This window comes from Streptomyces sp. NPDC110618, from assembly GCF_055657065.1.
The window spans coordinates 98439-117268 of sequence record NZ_JBVKBN010000010.1 but is presented as its reverse complement, the minus strand read 5'-3'; the positions used below and the strand labels follow the sequence as shown (position 1 = coordinate 117268).

Sequence of the window (18830 nt, the reverse complement as noted above, 5' to 3'; positions counted from 1 at the left end):
AGGTGGGGGCATGGGGAAGTGGAAGGTGTTCTACGAGGACTGGCAGATGGAGTGCTGCGGCACTCCCTTCGCGGTGGGCGACGAGGTGAGCTGGCCGCTGCTGCTGATCGACTCCGGCGACTGGCAGGACGAGGTGTCCAAGGTCGTCGGCGAGGTCGCCCAGATCAACGGCGTGCGGGTGCTGAACGACGACTCGGGGCTCACGGTCGCCCTGCACGAGGACCCCGTCGACCCAGTCGCGCCGGAGGACCTGGGCGAGGAGAAGCCCGGCGACCGGGTCCGCCTGGTCGGGCTGCTCTCCGTGGAACGCCACGGCGACCGGTGGCCGGACGTCACCGGCCGGGTACGGGACATCCACCTGGTCAGCCAGGAGTACGCCGAGACCGACCCCGCCTCCCGCACCTGGGAGCCGGTACCGGGCACCCGCACCCTCCGCCCGGTCGAGGCCTGCCCGAAGTGGTTCACGGAGGCGGAGCCGTCGGCCGACGGCCGCCACCTCAGGGAATCCGGGGTCCTGGTCACCCTGGAGGTCCCGGCCCACTGACCACCGCCCGACCGGGCCGGGGGAGCCCCGAGGCCCTGCGCGATCATGACCGGTCGACCGTACCGGTGGTGCCGGGGGAACGTCCTGCGGGCGGCCGGGGGTTCCTGCTAGTCAGTACGCTGTAACCGAGTCGACTGAGGAGGTGGCCATGACGATCGCCGACAGCTGGGTCGAGCTGGTTCAGGATCGCATCCAGGTGCCGAGAAGCGCGCGCCTCCGGCTGACCAGGAACGGGCTCACTTTGGTACCGGTCACTCACGCGCACACCACGACGGCCCGGCGTATCGCCAACCAGATCGAGGAACGGCTGCCGGGCTGGGCGCCCGTGGGCGAGTTCTCGGTCGTTCCTCCTCGGGAGGGCTACAAACCGGAGCCGGACGGCTCGGCGCTCCCGCTCGATCGGTTCCAGTCGGACAAGTGCGAGGTCAGCGAGGAACTGCTCCCCTTCGTGGTCGAAGTCGTCTCACCGGAGAGCAAGCACCGCGACTACAACACCAAGCCTGAGCACTACGCGCTGCGCGGTATCCCCTCCTACCTCATCGTCGACGTGCTCTCCGGCCGCTGGACCCTCCTGACCCGGCCCGTGGACGGCCAGTACCAGCACGAGGAGTCCGGTGTGTTCGGCGACGAGATCGAGATCGCTGTCGCCGAGCAGACGCTGGTGCTTGACTCCTCCCAGTTCATGCGCGCGTAAAGACTCCTCCCAGTTCATGCGGGTGTAAAACCCGGAGGCGGCACTGATGCGTCACCAGGGACAATGGACCCCGTGCGCTATCGCATCCTCGGCACCACTCAGGTCCTCCGTCCCGACGGCACCCCCGTCCCGGTCGGCGGGGCACGGCTGCGCGCCCTGCTGAGCGTGCTCGCGCTGCGGGGCGGCCGGGCCGTGCCCGTGCAGTTCCTCGTCGACGAGGTGTGGGGCGCCGACCCGCCCGCCGACGCACCCGGCGCCCTCCAGGCCCTGGTCGGGCGGCTGCGCCGGGGACTCGGGGCCGACGCCGTCGAGTCCGTGGACGGCGGATACCGGCTCGCCGCCCGCCCCGACGACATCGACCTGCACCGCTTCGACCGGCTCACCGCCGACGGCCTGCGCGCCCTCGCCGACGGCGACCCCGCCAAGGCCGCCGGTGTCCTCGACGACGCCCTCGCCCTGTGGCGCGGCCCCGCCCTCGCCGACCTCCCCGACCGCACCGCCGAGGCGGCCCGCTGGGAGACCCGGCGCCTGGACGCGCTGCGCGCCCGGCACACCGCCGCCCTCGCCCTCGGCCAGGCCGAGCAGGCGCTGCCCGAACTGACCGCCCTGTGCGACAGCCACCGCCTGGACGAACCACTCCAGGCGCTGCGGCTGCGCGCCCTGCGCGACCTCGGCCGCCCCGCCGAGGCCCTGGCCGCCTACGACGACGTACGACGCCTGCTCGCCGAGCAGCTCGGCTCCGATCCCGGGCCCGAACTGCGCGAGCTGCACGCCGAGTTGCTGAAACCGGCCGAGCGGGCCCCGCTCGGCAACCTGCGGGCCCGGCTGACCTCCTTCGTCGGCCGGGAGGCCGACATCGAGGCCATCCGCGCCGACCTCGACAGGGCCCGGCTCGTCACCCTGCTCGGCCCCGGCGGCGCCGGGAAGACCCGGCTGTCCCAGGAGGCCGCCGAAACCCTCCGGGACGCCGCCCGCGACGGCATCTGGCTGGCCGAACTCGCCCCCGTCGACGACCCCGCCGCCGTCCCCGAGGCCGTGCTCACCGCCGTCGGCGCCCGCGAGACCGTGCTCTACGGCGCGGGCGCCGAGGAGTTCCGCAGCGTCACCGACCGCCACGACGACCCCGTCGAACGCCTCGTGGAGCACTGCGCCCGGCGCCGCATGCTGATCGTCCTCGACAACTGCGAGCACGTCGTCGACGCCGCCGCCCGGCTCACCGAGCACCTGCTGGCCCGCTGCCCGGGACTGACGGTCCTCGCCACCAGCCGCGAACCCCTCGGCGTACCCGGCGAGATACTGCGCCCGGTCGAGCCGCTGCCCGAGCCCTACGCCCTCCAGCTGTTCGCCGACCGGGGCGCCGCCGCCCGCCCCGGCTTCCGCGTCGACGACGACCCCGCGGCCTGCGCCGAGATCTGCCGCCGCCTCGACGGACTGCCCCTGGCCATCGAACTCGCCGCCGCCCGGCTGCGGATGCTCACCCCCCGCCAGATCGCCGACCGGCTCGACGACCGCTTCCGGCTGCTGACCTCCGGCAGCCGCACCCTGCTGCCCCGCCAGCAGACCCTGCGCGCCGTCGTCGACTGGTCCTGGGACCTGCTCGACCAGGACGAACGCGAAGTCCTCAGCCGCCTCTCGGTGTTCGCCGGCGGCTGCGACCTGCCCGCCGCGGAGGCCGTGTGCGGGCCCGCCGCCCTCGACGCGCTCGGCTCCCTGGTCGACAAATCCCTGGTGGTGGCCGCCCCTTCGGGCGACGGCATGATGCGCTACCGGCTCCTGGAGACCGTCGCCGAGTACGCGGGCGAGCGCCTGGACGAGTCCGGGCAGCGCGCCGGCGCCGAGCACGCGCATCTGACGTACTACCGCGAACTCGCCCGGCTCACCGACCCGTTGCTGCGCGGCCCCAACCAACTGCAGGCCGTGGAAAGGCTCCAGCGCGAGTACGAGAACCTGCGCACCGCGCTCCGGCACGCGGTCGCCGAGCGCGACGAGCAGGAGGCGCTGACCCTGGCCCTGTCGCTGGCCTGGTACTGGCAGATGCGCGACCTGAGGATCGAGGCCCGCAACTGGTGCGCGGAGGTGATGCGGCTCGGCCCCGACCCCTTCGCCGCCCCGGCCGAACCCGCCCGGCCGGTGTGGCAGAAGGTCACCGCCGAGCCGCCGCCGTACACCGGAGAAGTGCTCGCCGAGGCCCGGCGCGGCGTCCATCTCGCCCATCTCGCCTGCATGGACACCGAGTTGGATGCCTGGCAGAACGACGCCGCGCAGCAGAAGCTGCGCACCATCGCCGCTACCTACCCGCCGGGCCTGCCGCAGTCCTGCCGCAGCCCCGGCCTGCTCGCCGTGTTCGCGGTCATGCTCACCGGGGACATGGAGGCGGTCGCCCGCATGCTCGACGCCAGCGTGGAGACCAGCCGCAGGACACCCGGCTACGACTGGGAACTGGCCGCCACCCTCCAGTTGCGCGCCAACCTCCTCGCCCACCGCCCCGGCCGCGGCGAGGACGCGGCCCGTGACGCCGACGAGTCCCTCGCCCTCTACGAGCGCCTCGGTGACTCCTGGGGCCGCGCCGAGGCGCTGTCGGCGCGCGCGGAGGCCCGGGAGCGCCGCGGCGCCTACGCCGAGGCCGCCGCCGACTACCGGGCCGCCCTGGAGCTCGCCGGCCACCTCGGCGCCCGCGCCCAGGAGGCCGTACTGACCGCCCGGCTGGCCAGTGTCCTGCTGGAGGACGGGCAGGGCGAGGAGGGCGAACGCCTGCTGCGGGACGTCCTCGCCAGGGTGGAGGGTGGACACGGTGAGGCGATGCCGTTCAGCCGGGTCATCCTGGCGGGCTGGCTCAGCATGACCGGCCGCATCCCCGAGGCCCGCGAGCAGATCCGGCTGCTGAGGGAGGGCTTCGGGCCCGCCCAGTTCCATGTCTTCGACGCCTTCATCCTCAGCGGTGAGGCCTGGATGGACGCCGCCGAGGGCCTGAACGAGGAGGCGCTGGAGAAACTGCGGCGCGCCCTGGCGCAGTCGGACAACGACGTGGCACGGGCCATGGCTCCCCAACTGGTCTCCGGCTGCCTGGTCATCGCGGCGCTGGCGCTGGCCGACGACAGGCCCCTGGACGGGGCCCGCTGCCTCGGCGCCGCCGAGGCGCTGCTGCCGCCCGGACACCGGCTCTCCAGGCTGGAGCGCGAGTGCCGGTCGAAGGCCGTCGCCGCGGTGCGCGCCGCCCTGGACGAGGAGGCGTACGGGACCGGGTACGCCGAGGGCGGCGGACTCTCCGCGAAGGAGGCCGCCGCCCTGGTGTGACCCACCCGCCGGGTCAGGTCTTGGTGCGGAACTTGTGGACCGCGATCGGCGCCATGACCGCCGTGAGCGCCACCGACCAGCCGAGGGTCAGCCACAGGTCGTGGGCGACCGGTCCGCCGTTCATCAGACCGCGGGAGGCGTCCGCGAGCGCCGACAGCGGGTTGTAGTCGGTGAAGTTCTGCAGCCAGCCCGGCATCGAGTCCGTCGGCGCGAAGATCGACGAGCCGAACTGGAGCGGCATCAGCACCAGGAAGCCCATCGCCTGCACGGACTGCACGCTCTTCATCGTCACGCCGAGGGTGAGGAAGACCCACATCAGCGACGAGCCGAAGGCCACGGCCAGGGCGACGGCGGCCAGCAGACCGCCCCAGTTGGTGACGTCGAAGCCGACCAGCAGGGCCACCACGAACATCACGCCGGTCGCCAGCAGCATGCGCAGCAGCTCCACCGCGATCTTGGCGAACAGCACCGAGCCGCGGCCGATGGGCAGCGACCGGAAGCGGTCCATGACACCGGAGTTGAAGTCCTGGTTGAAGCCCGTGCCCACGCCCTGGGCCATGGTCATGCCCATCATGGCGAGCATGCCGGGCACCAGGTACTGCACATAGGCGTCCTGTCCGCCGCCCAGCGCCTGCCCGATCGAGCCGCCGAAGACGTACACGAACAGCAGGGTGAAGACGATCGGGAAGAGGACGGCGTCGGCCATCGACTCCGGGTCCTGCCGGATCCACAGCAGATTGCGCCGCAGCAGCGCGCCGGTGTGCCGCAGATGGCCGCGCAGCGGGATACGGGCGTCGGCGGTGGTGATCGTGGGGGCGCTCATACGGCGACCTCCTCGCGTGCGTCGGTGGTCTCGGTCTCCTGCGGGACACCGGCGCGGTGGCCGGTGAGGGACAGGAACACCTCGTCCAGGCTGGGCAGTTCGGTGGAGACGGAGGAGAGCGTGACCCCCTGCGCGGTCACCGCGGCTACCACGGCGGTGAGCTGCTCGTCACTGAGGATCGGCACCAGCAGCGCGCCGCGCTCGGGGTCCACGGTGGTGGTGGCGAGCCCGGTGATGCCGAGCCCGTCGAGGTGGGTGGCGAGCGGGCGCAGCCGCAGCGGATCGGCCGGCTTCACCCGCAGCGTCCGGCCCCCGACCTTCGCCTTCAGCTCGTCGATACCGCCCTTGGCGATGACCTTGCCGCGGTCCACGACGGTCAGCTCGGAGGCGAGCTGCTCGGCCTCCTCCATGTACTGGGTGGTCAGCAGCACGGTGACCCCGTCCCCGACCATCGCCTTGACCTCGTCCCACACCTCGTTGCGGGTGCGCGGGTCCAGGCCGGTGGTGGGCTCGTCGAGGAAGAGCACCGAGGGGCGCCCGATCATCGAGGCGGCGAGGTCGAGACGGCGGCGCATACCGCCGGAGTAGGTGCCCGCGGGCCGCTTCGCCGCGTCGGTCAGCGAGAACCGCTCCAGCAGCTCGTCGGCACGGGCACGGGCGGCCTTGCGGGGCAGGTCCAGCAGCCGCCCGATGAGGTACAGGTTCTCCCAGCCCGGGAGCTTCTCGTCCACGGAGGCGTACTGGCCGGTCAGCCCGATCACCCGGCGCAACTGCCGGGGCTGCCGCACCACGTCGTACCCCGCGACGGTGGCCTGTCCGGCGGTGGGCGGGAGCAGCGTCGACAGAATCCGTACGAGGGTGGTCTTCCCGGCCCCATTGGGTCCGAGCACCCCCATCACGGACCCCTCCCGCACCTCCAGGTCCACGCCGTCCAGCGCCTTGGTCTCGCCGTAGTGCTTGACCAGCCCCCGCACGACAACGGCGCTCCCCGCGCCACTGGGCTTCATGTCGATTCGCGTCATGGCAAGGACAGTGCCAGCCCCCACCGACAGACCACCGACAGCCGGCCTACAGCCGCCGACACCTCACCGACAGGCCCGCCTACGACGCGCTCTCGTCCACCTTCACACGCGCCGCCACCGGCAGATGGTCGCTCCCGGTCTCCGGCAACGTCCACGAGGTGACCGGCTCGACGCCCTTCACCAGGATCTGGTCGATGCGCGCGGCCGGGAACGAGGCCGGCCAGCTGAATCCGAAGCCGTTGCCCGCCGCGCCCTGCGTGGAGCGCATCTGGGAGGTGACGGCGTTCAGCGCACGGTCGTTCATGGTGCCGTTCAGATCGCCGAGCAGCACACTGCGCTGCAGTCGCTCGTCGGCGATGGCCTCGCCGAGGGCGTCCGCACTCTTGTCCCGCTGCCGGGCGGTGAACCCGGCCTCGATCTTCACCCGCACCGAGGGTAGATGGGCGACGTACACCGCGACGTCCCCGGACGGGGTGGCCACCGCGGCGCGCATCGCCCGGGTCCAGCCCAGCTCCAGGTCCACCGACTTCACGCCGCTCAGCGGGTACTTGCTCCACAGCCCGACCGTGCCCTGCACCGAGTGGTACTTGTACGTCGACGCCAGCGCCTTCTCGTACACCGGCACCGCCGTCGCGGTCAGCTCCTCAAGCGCCAGCACGTCCGCCCCGGACGCGGCCACGTCCCGGGCGGTGCCCTCCGGGTCGGGGTTGTCGGCGTTGACGTTGTGCGTGGCGACGGTGAGGTCGCCGCCCGCCGCGGTCTTGTCGGAGAGCAGCCCGCCGAAGAGGTTCAGCCACACCGCCACCGGCAGCACCGTCGCGAGCAGCGCGGTCGCCGACCGGCGCACCAGACCCACCACGAGCACCAGCGGGACGAACAGACCGAGCCACGGCAGGAACGTCTCGGTGAGACTGCCGAGATTGCCGATCCGGTTGGGGATGTGCGCGTGCAACACCATGACCAGCGCGAGGACCACCGCGAAGGCACCGGTGACGATGCCCCGGCGCCAGGTCCCGCGTTCGCGCCACCCGGCCAGCCACCGCCCCAGCAGGCGCCGGAACCGGTTTCCCGGGTGCTCGGAGCCCGAGCCGCCGTTGTCCGTCTCCGTCATGTACGCCTGCTGCGCCATACCGTCGCCTCACTGCCTGCCGTGCACACCATCGTCCCCCGCGGTTACGACCCTAGGGGATGATCGGTTCTGTTCCGCCGTCCCATGACGGCCGTACGGGCACGAGGACGTACAAGTCGGCTTCACGAGTTCCGGTTCCCGATGGCGAAAGCGTGCTCTGTGACGAAACGCGCACATCCCCTACTCGGCGGGAGAACTGACGGGCGGTGAGCCGGCCGGCCGCAGACCTTCCAGCAGCGTGTCCACGATCCGCTCCGAGAGGCCGTCCGGCAGATCGGCGTCCGGGCGCATCACCGAACGCACCAGCATCGGGCTCACGAACAGGTCGTTGAGCAGCTCCACGTCGATGTCGGCGCGCAGTTCGCCGTTGCGCTGGCCGCGCCGCAGCACCTCGATGCCGAGCCGGCGCCGGGGTGCCACGACGAGCTTGTTGTACGCCTCCCAGATCTTCGGGCTGGACTTCATCTGGGCGTGCACGCTGTGCAGTATCACCGAGGAACGGCTGACCAGACCGCGCTGCCTGAGTGTCTCCAGCAGGGCGACGAGGTCGTCGCGCATGGAGGTGCCGGGCAGCTCCTCGTCGGGCGGCTCGGCGGCCCGTACGACGTCGACGAACAGCTCCTCCTTGCCGCGCCAGCGACGGTAGATCGCGGCCTTGCCGACCCCGGCGGTCCGGGCGATCCGCTCGATGGACAGCTCCGCGAGCGGCACACCGTCCTCCAGGAGCTTCATCACGCCCTCGATGATGGCCCGCTCCACGGCCTCGCTCCGGGGCCGGCCGCGCGCGGGGGCGTCGGTCTTGGGCTTGTCAGCGAGGCTCACCTGTCTGCGTCCCTTCCGTGTACGGGGGGATTCTCCCCTACGGCCGCTGCTGGGTGCGCCCCGGCAGGAACAGGGCCACGACCACCGCGCCGAGCACTGCCACCGCGGCACCGCACAGCGCCGTCACATGCATGGCGTGCAGGAAGGACTCGTTGGCGCGGGCGGCCAGCGGACCGCCCTCGGGGCCGAGGCGGGCCGCCACCGCGAGGGTGGACTCGATCGACTCGCCCGCGGTGTGCCGCAGTCCGGGCGGCACCGCGCCCAGGTCGCCCTCGATGGAGGACCGGTACGCCGTGGACAGCACCGAGCCGAGCACCGCGATCCCGAGGGCGCCGCCGACCTGCCGGAAGGTGTTGCTGAGCGCGGAGGCCGAACCGGCCTTCTCGCGCGGCAGGGCCTGCATGATCACGACGCTGACCGGTGTCATGATGTGCGCCATGCCGGTGCCCATGAGGAAGAAGATCACCTCAAGGATCCAGATCGGGGTGTCCTCGTCCAGCGTGGCGAACGCGGCCAGCATCGCGGCGATGAGCGCCATACCGGCGGTGGTCGTGGCGCGGTTGCCGAAGCGGTCCACCAGCAGCCGGGCGCGGGGCGCGAAGATGAGTTGGGCGACGGCGAGCGGCAGCAGCAGCAGACCAGTCTGGAGCGGCGAGTAGCCGCGCACGCTCTGGGTGTAGAAGACGGAGAAGAAGGTCACGCCCATCAGCGCGAAGAAGACCAGCGCGATCGCGGCGATGGCGGACGAGAAGACCTTGTCGCGGAAGTAGGTGACATCGATCGACGGATGGTCGCTGCGCTTCTCGAACACCACGAAGGCGACCAGTACGGCAAGGCCGGCGCCGGTCGTCGCCAGCACGGTGGCGTCCGTGAAGTCGGCCAGCTCGCCGCCCCGGATGATGCCGTAGACCAGCAGGACCAGGCCGACGACGGACAGGGCCACGCCGATCGGGTCGATCCGGCCGGGGTTCGGGTCGCGGGAGTCGGGGACCAGCCAGATCATCAGGGCCAGCGCGACCAGCACGATCGGGACGTTGACCAGGAAGACCGAGCCCCACCAGAAGTGGTCCAGCAGGACGCCGCCGGTGATCGGCCCGATGGCGATGGCGAGGCCGACGCCGCCGGCCCAGATGCCGATGGCCTTGGGCTGTTCGTCCCGCTCGAAGACGTTCATCAGGACGGCGAGGGTGGCGGGCATGACGAAGGCGGCGCCGAGGCCCATGACCGCGCGGAAGCCGATCAGCTCGGCCGGTGATCCGGCGAAGGCGGCGAGCGCGGAGCCGATGCCGAACACGACGAGCCCGCCGAGCAGCACCCGCTTGCGGCCGAGCCGGTCACCGAGCAGCCCGGCGCTGAACAGCAGCCCGGCGAAGACCAGGGTGTAGGCGTTGATCGCCCATTCCAGCTCGCTCTGGCTGGCGCCGAGGCCGGTCGGGGCCGGGGTGGAGATCGTCTTGACGGCGACGTTCAGGATCGAGTTGTCGAGCACGATGATCAGCAGGCTCAACATGAGGACGCCGAGGATGGCCCAGCGGCGCCGGTGCACCGCTTCGGGTATCCGGGGAACGGCGGGAGCAGGAGCAGTCATGGCTCCCACCGTAGGCCCATTACGATACGGACCGGTACCGTAATGTATTTCTTTTACCCCTCTCTTACTCCACCTGCCCATGCCCCCCTCTCGCACCGGTCGAGCGTGACCGAGGTCGCTCTGGCTTCGCCTGGCACGAAGTGCCACCATGGAAGGGATCCGGGGACGCCGTAAGGGCGCTTCGAGATGACATAAGGAGCCGTTGCCATGACGCAGCTTTCGGCTGCCCAGACCACGCCTTCCGGCGGCAGCAAAGCGCTGTACGGGGGGAAGGGCACCCGCCGCATCACCGTCCGCGACATCGCCCTCGCCAAGGAGCGGGGCGAGAAGTGGCCCATGCTCACCGCCTACGACGCGATGACCGCGTCCGTCTTCGACGAGGCCGGCATCCCGGTCATGCTGGTCGGGGACTCCGCGGGCAACTGTCACCTCGGGTACGACACCACCGTGCCCGTCACGCTCGACGAGATGACCATGCTCTCCGCCGCCGTCGTACGGGGCACCTCGCGCGCCCTGATCGTCGGCGACCTGCCCTTCGGCTCCTACCAGGAGGGCCCGGTGCAGGCCCTGCGCTCGGCGACCCGGCTGGTCAAGGAGGCCGGGGTCGGCGCCGTGAAGCTGGAGGGCGGCGAGCGCTCGCACCGCCAGATCGAGCTGCTGGTCGAGTCCGGCATCCCGGTCATGGCCCACATCGGCCTCACCCCGCAGTCCGTCAACGCCATGGGCTACCGCGTCCAGGGCCGCGGCGAGGAGGCGGCGGCGCAGCTGCTCAGGGACGCCAAGGCGGTGCAGGACGCGGGCGCCTTCGCGGTCGTGCTGGAGCTGGTCCCGGCGGAGCTGGCCGCCGAGGTGACCCGGGTGCTGCACATCCCGACGGTCGGCATCGGCGCGGGAGCCGAGACCGACGCCCAGGTCCTGGTCTGGACGGACATGCTGGGCCTGACCGGCGGCCGGGTGCCGAAGTTCGTCAAGCAGTACGCGAACCTGCGCGAGGTCATGGGCAACGCCGCGAAGGCGTTCGCCGAGGACGTGGTCGGCGGAACGTTCCCGCAGGAGGAACACTCCGTCCACTAGGTCCTTCGCCCGGCACGCCGAGAGCACGCACCTGACGCCGCGGGGCCGCCCTCCGGGCGACGACGGGAGTGTGAAGACAGGCCCTGGAGCCGCGGCCGCACGCCGGTCGGAGCCGCCGCGGCGCCCGAAGCGACCCGCAGCGGCACGCACAGAGCCACCGCGGTACAGAAGCAGCCCGCCGATTTCCCCCGTCGGCGGGCTGCTGCCGTGTCCGGGCCCGGTGGTGCGCCTGCGGGCCCGGATGCCCGGGCCGGGAGCCCGGTCCCCGGTGCCGCGCCTGCTCGCGTGTCCGCGCGCCGCTGGAGTGTCCGGCGGCCCGAGGGCCTGCCGTTCGGCTCGGCCGGTGCGGGCGGGGGCACGGTGGTGAGCCCGAGCGGGGCGCTGCGGGGCGCCTCCACGCGGGCGTGGCCGGGGATGGGGGCGACAGGGGCCGACCGCGCCGCTGGGCCCTTCCGGCGAGCGTGTGCCGGGGCCCGCGGCGCCGGACGATCCGGCTGCCCGGGCCCCCGGGCTACGCCTGCTCGCGCCAGCCGTTGGTGATCGGCAGGCGGCGGTCCTTGCCGAAGCCCTTCGGGGAGATCTTCGTGCCCGGCGGGTACTGGCGGCGCTTGTACTCGGCGGTGTCGACCATCCGCAGCGTCCTGGCCACCAGCGCCGGATCGAAGCCCGCGGCGACGATGGTGTCGGCGCCCTGGTCGCGGTCGACGTAGCGCTCCAGGATGGCGTCCAGGACCGGGTAGTCCGGCAGCGAGTCGGTGTCGACCTGGCCGGGGCGCAGCTCCGCGCTCGGCGGCTTGGAGATGGAGTTCTCCGGGATCGGCGGCGTCTCACCGCGCTCGGCGGCGGCCCGGTTGCGCCACTGGGCGAGCCGGAACACCGAGGTCTTGTACACGTCCTTGATCGGCCCGTACGCGCCCACCGAGTCGCCGTACAGCGTCGAGTACCCCACCGCCAGCTCTGACTTGTTGCCGGGCGCGAGGACGATGTGGCCCTCCTGGTTGGAGATCGCCATCAGCAGCGTGCCGCGCAGCCGGGACTGCAGGTTCTCCTCCGCGAGCCCGGTCAGCTCCGTCGCCGCCATGTAGGCGTCGAACATCGGCGCGATCGGCACCGTACGGAAGTTCAGGCCCGTGCGGCGCGCCAGCTCCGCCGCGTCGCCCTTGGAGTGGTCGGAGGAGTACTTCGACGGCATCGAGACGCCGTACACGTTCTCCGCGCCCACCGCGTCACAGGCGAGGGCGGCCACGAGCGCCGAGTCGATACCGCCGGACAACCCGATGAGCACCGACTTGAAGCCGTTCTTGGCGACGTAGGCCCGCAGCCCCACGACCAGCGCCGAGTAGACCTCCTCGTCGTCGTCGAGACGGTCGGCGTAGCCGCCCGCGTGCTCCGGTTCGTACGCGGCCACGGGCTCCTCGGACAGGACCACGCGGTCGATGCGCAGCCCGTCGTCGACCACACCGGTCGGGGCGTCGGCCACGGCCGCCGGCAGGTCGAGGTCCACGACCAGGCAGCTCTCCTCGAACTGCGGGGCACGCGCGACGACTTCACCGGCCGCGTCGACCACGATCGAGTCGCCGTCGAAGACCAGCTCGTCCTGGCCGCCCATCATCGCGAGGTAGGCGGTGGTGCAGCCGGCCTCCTGGGCCCGCTTGCGGACCAGTTCCAGCCGGGTGTCGTCCTTGTCGCGCTCGTACGGCGAGGCGTTGACCGACAGCAGCAGGCCGGCCCGGGCCGACCGCGCCGCGGGCACCCGGCCGCCGTCCTGCCAGAGGTCCTCGCAGATGGCGAGCGCCACGTCCACACCGTGCACCCGGACCACCGGCATGGTGTCGCCGGGCACGAAGTAGCGGAACTCGTCGAAGACGCCGTAGTTCGGCAGGTGGTGCTTGGCGAAGGTGAGCACCACCTCGCCGCGGTGCAGCACCGCGGCGGCGTTGCGCGGGGCACCGGCGGGCTGGCCGTACTTCGGCTGGGCCGTCTCGGACCGGTCGAGGTAGCCGACGACGACCGGCAGCTCCCCGAAGCCCTCCTCGGCGAGCCGGGCGGCCAGCGTGCGCAGCGCCGCGCGGGACGCCGAGACGAAGGAGGACCGCAGGGCCAGGTCCTCGACGGGATACCCGGTCAGCGCCATCTCCGGGAACGCCACGAGGTGCGCCCCCTGTTCGGCGGAGCGCCGGGTCCAGCGGAGGATCGTCTCGGTGTTGCCGGCGATGTCACCGACGCGCGAGTCGATCTGGTTCAGAGCGAGGCGAAGTTGAGGCACGCGCCCCAGTGTAATCGTCAAATCGACGCGATGGGGTGGTGCGTGACGCGCACCACCCCCGCGACCGCTACTGCCGGGCCTTGGCGCCCCGGTCCTTGAGCATTCCCGCCATCAGCGCGATCTCCGACTCCTGGCCGTCGACCATGGTCTGCGCGAGCCGGGTCTCGACCTTCACCTCGCAGCGCTTCACACAGGCCTCCGCCATGTGGATGCCGCCCTTGTGGTGGTCGGTCATCAGCTGGAGGTAGAAGACCTCGGCCTCCTCGCCGCTGAGCTTCTCCAGCTTCTTCATCTCGCTGTTGGTCGCCATGCCCGGCATCAGCGCGCCGTCCTCGCCGGAGCCCATGGACCCCATGTCCATCCAGGTCATCGGCGGGTCCGAGGACACCTTCGGCAGCTCCCACAGGTCCAGCCAGCCCAGCAGCATGCCGCGCTGGTTGGCCTGCGTCTGCGCGATGTCGTACGCCAGGCGCCGCACCTCGGGGTCGTCGGTGCGGTCGCGCACGATGTACGACATCTCCACGGCCTGCTGGTGGTGCACCGCCATGTCCCGGGCGAACCCGGCGTCCGCGGAGTCCTTGGCGGGGGAGGAGGCGGTGCCCTCGCCGTCGGCGACGGCGTAGGTGATCGCGCCGGCCGCCACGAGCACCGCCGCCGCGGTGCCCGCGATCCACCCGGCGTGCTTCATCACTGACCCTTACCGCCCGTGCACGCGGCGCCCGGCTCCGGGGTCTGCTCGCCCTGCACGTACTTCTCGAAGAACTTGCCCAGCTCCGGGTCGTCCGCGCCGGTCACCGCGCGCTGCGCGCCCCAGGCCGACAGCATGATCGGCGACTTCTGGTCCTCGTACGGGCTCATCAGCGTGTACGGCGTCGCCTTCACCTTCGCGGCGAGCGCCTCCACGTCCTTCTTGTCCGCCTTGCTGGTGTACGTCACCCAGACCGCGCCGTGCTCCAGGGAGTGCACCGCGTTCTCGTTGGCGACGGCCTCGGCGTAGACGTCACCGTTGCAGTTCTGCCAGACCGGGTTGTGGTCACCGCCGACCGGGGGCTCGACCGGGTACTTCACCGTCTTGTTCACATGGGTCTGGGAGAGCTTGCCGCCCTTCCAGACGCTCACCCCGTCCGCGCCCGCGACCAGGGAGCCGGTGGTCTTGGACTCCACCGAGTCGTTGTCGTCGTCCTGCGACTGCACCAGGACGACCGCGCCGACGACCAGGGCGACGACCACCGTCATGCTGGCGCCGATCGTGAGGATCCGGTTGCGGCGCTCGCGAGACTGCTCGGCGCGCCGCATCTCTTCTATGCGGGCCTTGCGCGCCGCGGAGGCGCTCTTCTTGGCGGATCCCATGGCGTGAAGTCCTTCTGCGGGTAAGGGACGGTCGGGTCCGCTGATCGTAATGGTGAACATGGGATCACCCGAAGGGCGGACAAGGGAAAGGGCCGGATCGCAACGGAATCGACAGCGGACCGACAGCTGCGCACTGAAATTTGCAGCAGGAATGCACATTATCCGGGCGTGCCTCTACGCTGCGGGTATGCGTCTGTTGCGGTCCACCGACCTCGCCCTGCGGCTCCTCATGCGGCTCGCCGTCACGGAGGGTGCCACGCCGACCACGCGCGAGGTGGCCGCGGACATGGACGTGCCCTACACCCACGCCGCGAAGGTCGTGGCCGAGCTCCAGCACCAGGGCCTGCTGGACGCCCGCCGCGGCCGGGGCGGCGGTCTGACCCTCACCGAGAAGGGCCGCACGGCGTCGGTGGGCGCGCTGGTCCGCTCCTTCGAGGGCTCCGGCGACGTGGTGGAGTGCGAGGGCGACAACCCCTGCCCCCTGAACTCGGCCTGCCGCCTGCGCGGCGCCCTGCGGCGGGCCCAGGAGGCGTTTTTCGCCACGCTGGACCCGCTGACGATCGGCGACATGGTCTCGGCACCGACGGGGCCGCTGCTGCTCCGGATCGGCCGGGGGCCGGGGGCTTGAAGGCGGCGTGCTCGGCACCCGCACTTCCCGAGCCGCCCGCTGAGGGGTGCCCGCACAGCCGCGGGCAGTCGTGCCGCAGGGCGGCACGGGTGGGCGCGGCGGCACCCCTTCAGCGGGCAGCTCCCCCAGACCCGGTCACCACCACGTGCGGTACTCCGTAAGCCTCCGGCCCGCTCCGGCTCCGCGTCACGCGGCCTTCGGGAGCCACAGGTCCGGGCCGAAGACCTCGTAGTGGATGTCGGACGCGGGGACACCCTTGGCGAGGAGCTGGGTGCGGACCATGCGCATGAACGGGAGCGGACCGCACAGGTACGCGCGCGTGCCGGGCACCACGTCGACATCCGCGAGGTCGACGAACCCAGGACGAGCGCCCTCCGGGGCGTCCTGCTCGTACCAGAAGTGGACCGAGGCCTCCGGGAGCTTGGCCGCGTAGGTCTCCTGCTCGCCGCGCAGGGCATGGGCGGCGGGGGAGCGGTCGCCGTGGACGACGGTGACCGGGCCGGTGTGACCGTCCTGGGCGAGCTGGGCCAGCATGGCGATCATCGGGGTCACCCCGATCCCGGCGGAGGCGAGCAGCAGCGGCGCGTCGGCGCCCTCGCCGAGCACGAGGTCGCCGTAGGGGGCGGACAGCTCCACCACATCGCCCTCCTTCACCCGCGCGTGCAGGTGATCGGAGACCTCACCGGCGGGCGTCCCGGCATCCCCCGGCACCCGCTTCACACAGAACTGCCGCAGCGCCGAGCCGGGCGCCCCGGACAGGCTGTACTGCCGTATCTGCCGGGCGCCGTCCGGGAGCTGGACGCGTACGGAGACGTACTGCCCCGCACGGAAGTCGGCCACGGGCCCGCCGTCGACGGGCCGAAGCCGGAACGTCAGCACCTCGGCGGTCTCGGCGACCCGCTCCACGACCTCCCAACTGCGCCACACCGGCTCCCCGGCCTCCTCGTACAGCCGCTTCTCCAGAGCGATGAGGGCATTGGCCATGAGCCAGTACACCTCGTCCCAGGCGGCGGCGACCTCCTCGGTCACCGCCTCCCCGAGCACCTCCACGATCGCGGCGAACAGATGCTCGTGGACGATCTTGTACTGCTCCGGCGCGACCCCGAGCGAGGCGTGCTTGTGGGCGATGCGGGAGAGCATCGCGTCGGGCCGGTCGTCCGGGTGCTCGACCAGGTAGGTCGCGAAGGCCGCGATGGACCCGGCGAGGGCCCGCCGCTGGGTTCCGGCCGCCTGGTTGCCGCGGTTGAAGAGATCCCGCAGCAACTCGGGACGGGCGGCGAACATCCCGGCGTAGAAACGCTCGGTGATCGCGTCCAGGTTGGCACCCACGGCGGGCAGGGTGGCGCGGACGACGGCAGCGGACTGTTCGGACAGCATCGGGGCTCCTTCGGGCTCTCGACCGGTACGCCCCCCATTAAAACTTGCATCTGAAATACCAATTAACCGGGGGTGTCCCCACCGGCATCTCGCCCACGGGCCGGGCATTACGGATGTCGGCCCGAACAGGCAAGATGGGCGCAGAGCCGCGGTGCGCCGGGCGTTCGGACAGCAATCGGCCGGCCGATCAAGGTCGGCAACGCGCGCGAAACGGTGTTGTGGTGTGATGCTCAGGTGCCCGACCGTCTGTCCCGCGATCCGTGGGAAGACGGCCTGACCAGCAAGGATGGGGAAGCGGAAGATGGACAAGCAGCAGGAGTTCGTGCTCCGTACGTTGGAGGAGCGCGACATCCGGTTCGTACGCCTGTGGTTCACGGACGTGCTGGGCTTCCTCAAGTCCGTCGCCGTGGCTCCGGCAGAGCTTGAGCAGGCCTTCGACGAGGGCATCGGCTTCGACGGCTCGGCCATCGAGGGCTTCGCCCGTGTATACGAATCCGACATGATCGCCAAGCCGGACCCCTCCACGTTCCAGGTACTGCCCTGGCGTGCGGAGACCCCCGGCACGGCCCGCATGTTCTGCGACATCCTCATGCCGGACGGCTCCCCGTCCTTCGCGGACCCGCGCTACGTCCTCAAGCGCGCCCTCGCCCGCACCTCCGACCTGGGCTTCACCTTCTACACCCACCCGGAGATCGAGTTCTTCCTCCTGAAGGACCGCCCGCTGGACGGCTCCCGCCCCACCCCCGCCGACAACAGCGGCTACTTCGACCACACCCCGACCAACATCGGCATGGACTTCCGCCGCCAGGCGATCACCATGCTGGAGTCGATGGGCATCTCGGTGGAGTTCTCCCACCACGAGGGCGCCCCCGGCCAGCAGGAGATCGACCTGCGCTACGCCGACGCCCTGTCGACGGCCGACAACATCATGACGTTCCGCCTGGTCATGAAGCAGGTCGCGCTCGAACAGGGCGTCCAGGCGACCTTCATGCCCAAGCCCTTCTCCGAGCACCCGGGCTCGGGCATGCACACCCACCTCTCCCTCTTCGAGGGCGACCGCAACGCGTTCTACGAGTCCGGCGCCGAGTACCAGCTCTCCAAGGTCGGCCGCTCCTTCATCGCGGGCCTGCTCCGCCACGCCGCCGAGATCTCGGCGGTCACCAACCAGTGGGTGAACTCCTACAAGCGCATCTGGGGCGGCTCGGAGCGCACGGCAGGCGCCGGCGGCGAGGCCCCCTCGTACATCTGCTGGGGCCACAACAACCGCTCGGCCCTGGTCCGCGTCCCGATGTACAAGCCCGGCAAGACCGGCTCGGCCCGCGTGGAGGTCCGCTCCCTGGACTCCGGCGCGAACCCGTACCTGGCCTACGCCGTCCTCCTGGCCGCGGGCCTGAAGGGCATCGAAGAGGGCTACGAACTCCCCCCGGGCGCCGAGGACGACGTCTGGGCCCTCTCCGACGCCGAACGCCGCGCCATGGGCATCGAACCCCTGCCCCAGAACCTGGGCGAGGCCCTCACCCTCATGGAACGCAGCGACCTGGTCGCCGAAACCCTCGGCGAACACGTCTTCGACTTCTTCCTCCGCAACAAGCGCTCGGAATGGGAGGAGTACCGCAGCGAGGTAACGGCCTTCGAGCTGCGCAAGAACCTGCCGGTTCTGTAGGGGCCGCAACGGGCCGACGGCACCGAGCCGTCGGCCCATTGCGATCGGTACACTCGCGCCATGCTGACATCACGAAAGGCCGATGCCGCGTAGGCGCCCCGCGCAACTGCGCCCCGACCGGAGCAGCCGAGCCCGCCGGTGGGACACACCTCCACCGCCCCGCATCCGGGGCCTCTCCCACCACACCACCTGGGCCATAGCCCGGTACGAGTGGCTCTCGCCGGACTATGACATCTTCTCCATGGCCACCGACGCGGCCCTGCGCCGCTACCGGGACTTCATCACCCCGCCGGGCACCCGCCCCCGCTACCCGTACGGCGACGACTGCGGATGCCGCGGCTGCTCCCTGCGCGACGTGCGGCACGCCCGCGATGTACTGGCCACGGTCCTGCGGAACCTCAACCCGCAGGACCGAGCCGAACTGGCAGGCCTGGTAGCCGCACTGGACACCCGCTACCGAGCCCGCACACTCCCCGACCCCCACGCGGACCCCCGCCGGCCCTGGTGGCACCGCCGACTGCCCGGATGCCCCTTCACACAGTCGGGCCTGATATGA

Annotated in this window: 16 protein-coding genes; 7 read left to right on the top strand and 9 right to left on the bottom strand. The window is 71.5% G+C overall.

All coding sequences use genetic code 11. From position 1 onward, the window contains the following. The first annotated feature begins 10 nt into the window (after positions 1-10). The 3 genes from ACZ7L7_RS18940 (at position 11) to ACZ7L7_RS18930 (ending at position 4532) form a co-directional block, all read left to right on the top strand. A complete protein-coding gene (locus ACZ7L7_RS18940; RefSeq protein WP_472076563.1) occupies positions 11-544 on the top strand; it encodes a DUF6578 domain-containing protein in 534 nt (177 codons plus the stop codon). Positions 545-692: 148 nt separating this feature from the next. Continuing rightward, positions 693-1238 (top strand): Uma2 family endonuclease, encoded by a 546-nt coding sequence (locus tag ACZ7L7_RS18935; protein WP_285515667.1) that lies wholly within the window; start codon positions 693-695, stop codon positions 1236-1238. Between the two features lie 63 nt (positions 1239-1301). Continuing rightward, entirely contained in the window at positions 1302-4532 is a 3231-nt protein-coding gene (locus ACZ7L7_RS18930; RefSeq protein WP_285515666.1) for an AfsR/SARP family transcriptional regulator, read from the top strand. Between the two features lie 13 nt (positions 4533-4545). Here the strand turns inward: ACZ7L7_RS18930 and ACZ7L7_RS18925 are convergent, their stop codons facing one another. The 5 genes from ACZ7L7_RS18925 to ACZ7L7_RS18905 all read right to left on the bottom strand — a co-directional run bounded on the left by ACZ7L7_RS18925 (position 4546) and on the right by ACZ7L7_RS18905 (position 9916). After that, positions 4546-5355, bottom strand: coding sequence for an ABC transporter permease (locus tag ACZ7L7_RS18925; RefSeq protein WP_093723057.1), 810 nt, complete (start codon positions 5353-5355; stop codon positions 4546-4548). Then, a complete protein-coding gene (locus tag ACZ7L7_RS18920; protein WP_285515665.1) occupies positions 5352-6377 on the bottom strand; it encodes an ATP-binding cassette domain-containing protein in 1026 nt (341 codons plus the stop codon). The genes ACZ7L7_RS18925 and ACZ7L7_RS18920 overlap by 4 nt, the downstream gene beginning before the upstream one ends. A gap of 79 nt (positions 6378-6456) precedes the next feature. Then, the gene (locus tag ACZ7L7_RS18915) at positions 6457-7506 is read right to left on the bottom strand and encodes an endonuclease/exonuclease/phosphatase family protein (protein ID WP_285515664.1); all 1050 of its coding nucleotides are present in this window, start codon (positions 7504-7506) and stop codon (positions 6457-6459) included. A 180-nt stretch (positions 7507-7686) separates the two neighbouring features. Next, positions 7687-8328, bottom strand: a complete 642-nt coding sequence (locus tag ACZ7L7_RS18910) for a TetR/AcrR family transcriptional regulator (protein WP_285515663.1) — start codon at positions 8326-8328, stop codon at positions 7687-7689. 37 nt (positions 8329-8365) lie between these two features. Then, the gene (locus ACZ7L7_RS18905) at positions 8366-9916 is read right to left on the bottom strand and encodes an MFS transporter (protein WP_285515662.1); all 1551 of its coding nucleotides are present in this window, start codon (positions 9914-9916) and stop codon (positions 8366-8368) included. A 207-nt stretch (positions 9917-10123) separates the two neighbouring features. Between ACZ7L7_RS18905 and panB the strand changes: the two genes are divergently transcribed. Next, positions 10124-10990, top strand: coding sequence for a 3-methyl-2-oxobutanoate hydroxymethyltransferase (gene panB / locus ACZ7L7_RS18900; protein ID WP_093725698.1), 867 nt, complete (start codon positions 10124-10126; stop codon positions 10988-10990). Positions 10991-11501: 511 nt separating this feature from the next. Here panB and ACZ7L7_RS18895 read toward each other — a convergent pair. The 3 genes from ACZ7L7_RS18895 to ACZ7L7_RS18885 form a co-directional block, all read right to left on the bottom strand. Beyond that, complete coding sequence (locus ACZ7L7_RS18895) at positions 11502-13256, bottom strand: NAD+ synthase (RefSeq protein WP_472076559.1); 1755 nt, start codon at positions 13254-13256, stop codon at positions 11502-11504. Between the two features lie 67 nt (positions 13257-13323). Beyond that, the gene (locus ACZ7L7_RS18890) at positions 13324-13944 is read right to left on the bottom strand and encodes a DUF305 domain-containing protein (protein ID WP_285515660.1); all 621 of its coding nucleotides are present in this window, start codon (positions 13942-13944) and stop codon (positions 13324-13326) included. Beyond that, a complete protein-coding gene (locus ACZ7L7_RS18885; protein WP_472076557.1) occupies positions 13944-14606 on the bottom strand; it encodes a DUF3105 domain-containing protein in 663 nt (220 codons plus the stop codon). Before ACZ7L7_RS18885 ends, ACZ7L7_RS18890 begins: the two co-directional genes overlap by 1 nt. Before the next feature lie 187 nt (positions 14607-14793). Between ACZ7L7_RS18885 and ACZ7L7_RS18880 the strand changes: the two genes are divergently transcribed. Continuing rightward, positions 14794-15234, top strand: a complete 441-nt coding sequence (locus ACZ7L7_RS18880) for an Rrf2 family transcriptional regulator (protein ID WP_285515658.1) — start codon at positions 14794-14796, stop codon at positions 15232-15234. A gap of 186 nt (positions 15235-15420) precedes the next feature. Here ACZ7L7_RS18880 and ACZ7L7_RS18875 read toward each other — a convergent pair whose 3' ends face one another. Continuing rightward, complete coding sequence (locus ACZ7L7_RS18875; protein WP_472076555.1) at positions 15421-16611, bottom strand: globin domain-containing protein; 1191 nt, start codon at positions 16609-16611, stop codon at positions 15421-15423. Between the two features lie 301 nt (positions 16612-16912). Between ACZ7L7_RS18875 and glnA the strand changes: the two genes are divergently transcribed. Together glnA and ACZ7L7_RS18865 are read left to right on the top strand one after the other, a co-directional pair. Then, a complete protein-coding gene (gene glnA, locus ACZ7L7_RS18870; RefSeq protein WP_093725411.1) occupies positions 16913-18274 on the top strand; it encodes a type I glutamate--ammonia ligase in 1362 nt (453 codons plus the stop codon). A gap of 82 nt (positions 18275-18356) precedes the next feature. After that, positions 18357-18830 (top strand): hypothetical protein, encoded by a 474-nt coding sequence (locus tag ACZ7L7_RS18865; RefSeq protein ID WP_453605426.1) that lies wholly within the window; start codon positions 18357-18359, stop codon positions 18828-18830.

Coding starts and splice junctions, on each gene's coding strand:
- ACZ7L7_RS18885 (WP_472076557.1), bottom strand. CDS start 14,606: ATGGGATCCGCCAAGAAGAGCGCCTCCGCGGCGCGCAAGGCCCGCATA.
- ACZ7L7_RS18915 (WP_285515664.1), bottom strand. CDS start 7,506: ATGGCGCAGCAGGCGTACATGACGGAGACGGACAACGGCGGCTCGGGC.
- ACZ7L7_RS18865 (WP_453605426.1), top strand. CDS start 18,357: ATGCCGCGTAGGCGCCCCGCGCAACTGCGCCCCGACCGGAGCAGCCGA.
- ACZ7L7_RS18925 (WP_093723057.1), bottom strand. CDS start 5,355: ATGAGCGCCCCCACGATCACCACCGCCGACGCCCGTATCCCGCTGCGC.
- glnA (WP_093725411.1), top strand. CDS start 16,913: ATGGACAAGCAGCAGGAGTTCGTGCTCCGTACGTTGGAGGAGCGCGAC.
- ACZ7L7_RS18935 (WP_285515667.1), top strand. CDS start 693: ATGACGATCGCCGACAGCTGGGTCGAGCTGGTTCAGGATCGCATCCAG.
- ACZ7L7_RS18920 (WP_285515665.1), bottom strand. CDS start 6,377: ATGACGCGAATCGACATGAAGCCCAGTGGCGCGGGGAGCGCCGTTGTC.
- ACZ7L7_RS18880 (WP_285515658.1), top strand. CDS start 14,794: ATGCGTCTGTTGCGGTCCACCGACCTCGCCCTGCGGCTCCTCATGCGG.
- ACZ7L7_RS18940 (WP_472076563.1), top strand. CDS start 11: ATGGGGAAGTGGAAGGTGTTCTACGAGGACTGGCAGATGGAGTGCTGC.
- ACZ7L7_RS18890 (WP_285515660.1), bottom strand. CDS start 13,944: ATGAAGCACGCCGGGTGGATCGCGGGCACCGCGGCGGCGGTGCTCGTG.
- ACZ7L7_RS18875 (WP_472076555.1), bottom strand. CDS start 16,611: ATGCTGTCCGAACAGTCCGCTGCCGTCGTCCGCGCCACCCTGCCCGCC.
- ACZ7L7_RS18930 (WP_285515666.1), top strand. CDS start 1,302: ATGGACCCCGTGCGCTATCGCATCCTCGGCACCACTCAGGTCCTCCGT.
- ACZ7L7_RS18905 (WP_285515662.1), bottom strand. CDS start 9,916: ATGACTGCTCCTGCTCCCGCCGTTCCCCGGATACCCGAAGCGGTGCAC.
- panB (WP_093725698.1), top strand. CDS start 10,124: ATGACGCAGCTTTCGGCTGCCCAGACCACGCCTTCCGGCGGCAGCAAA.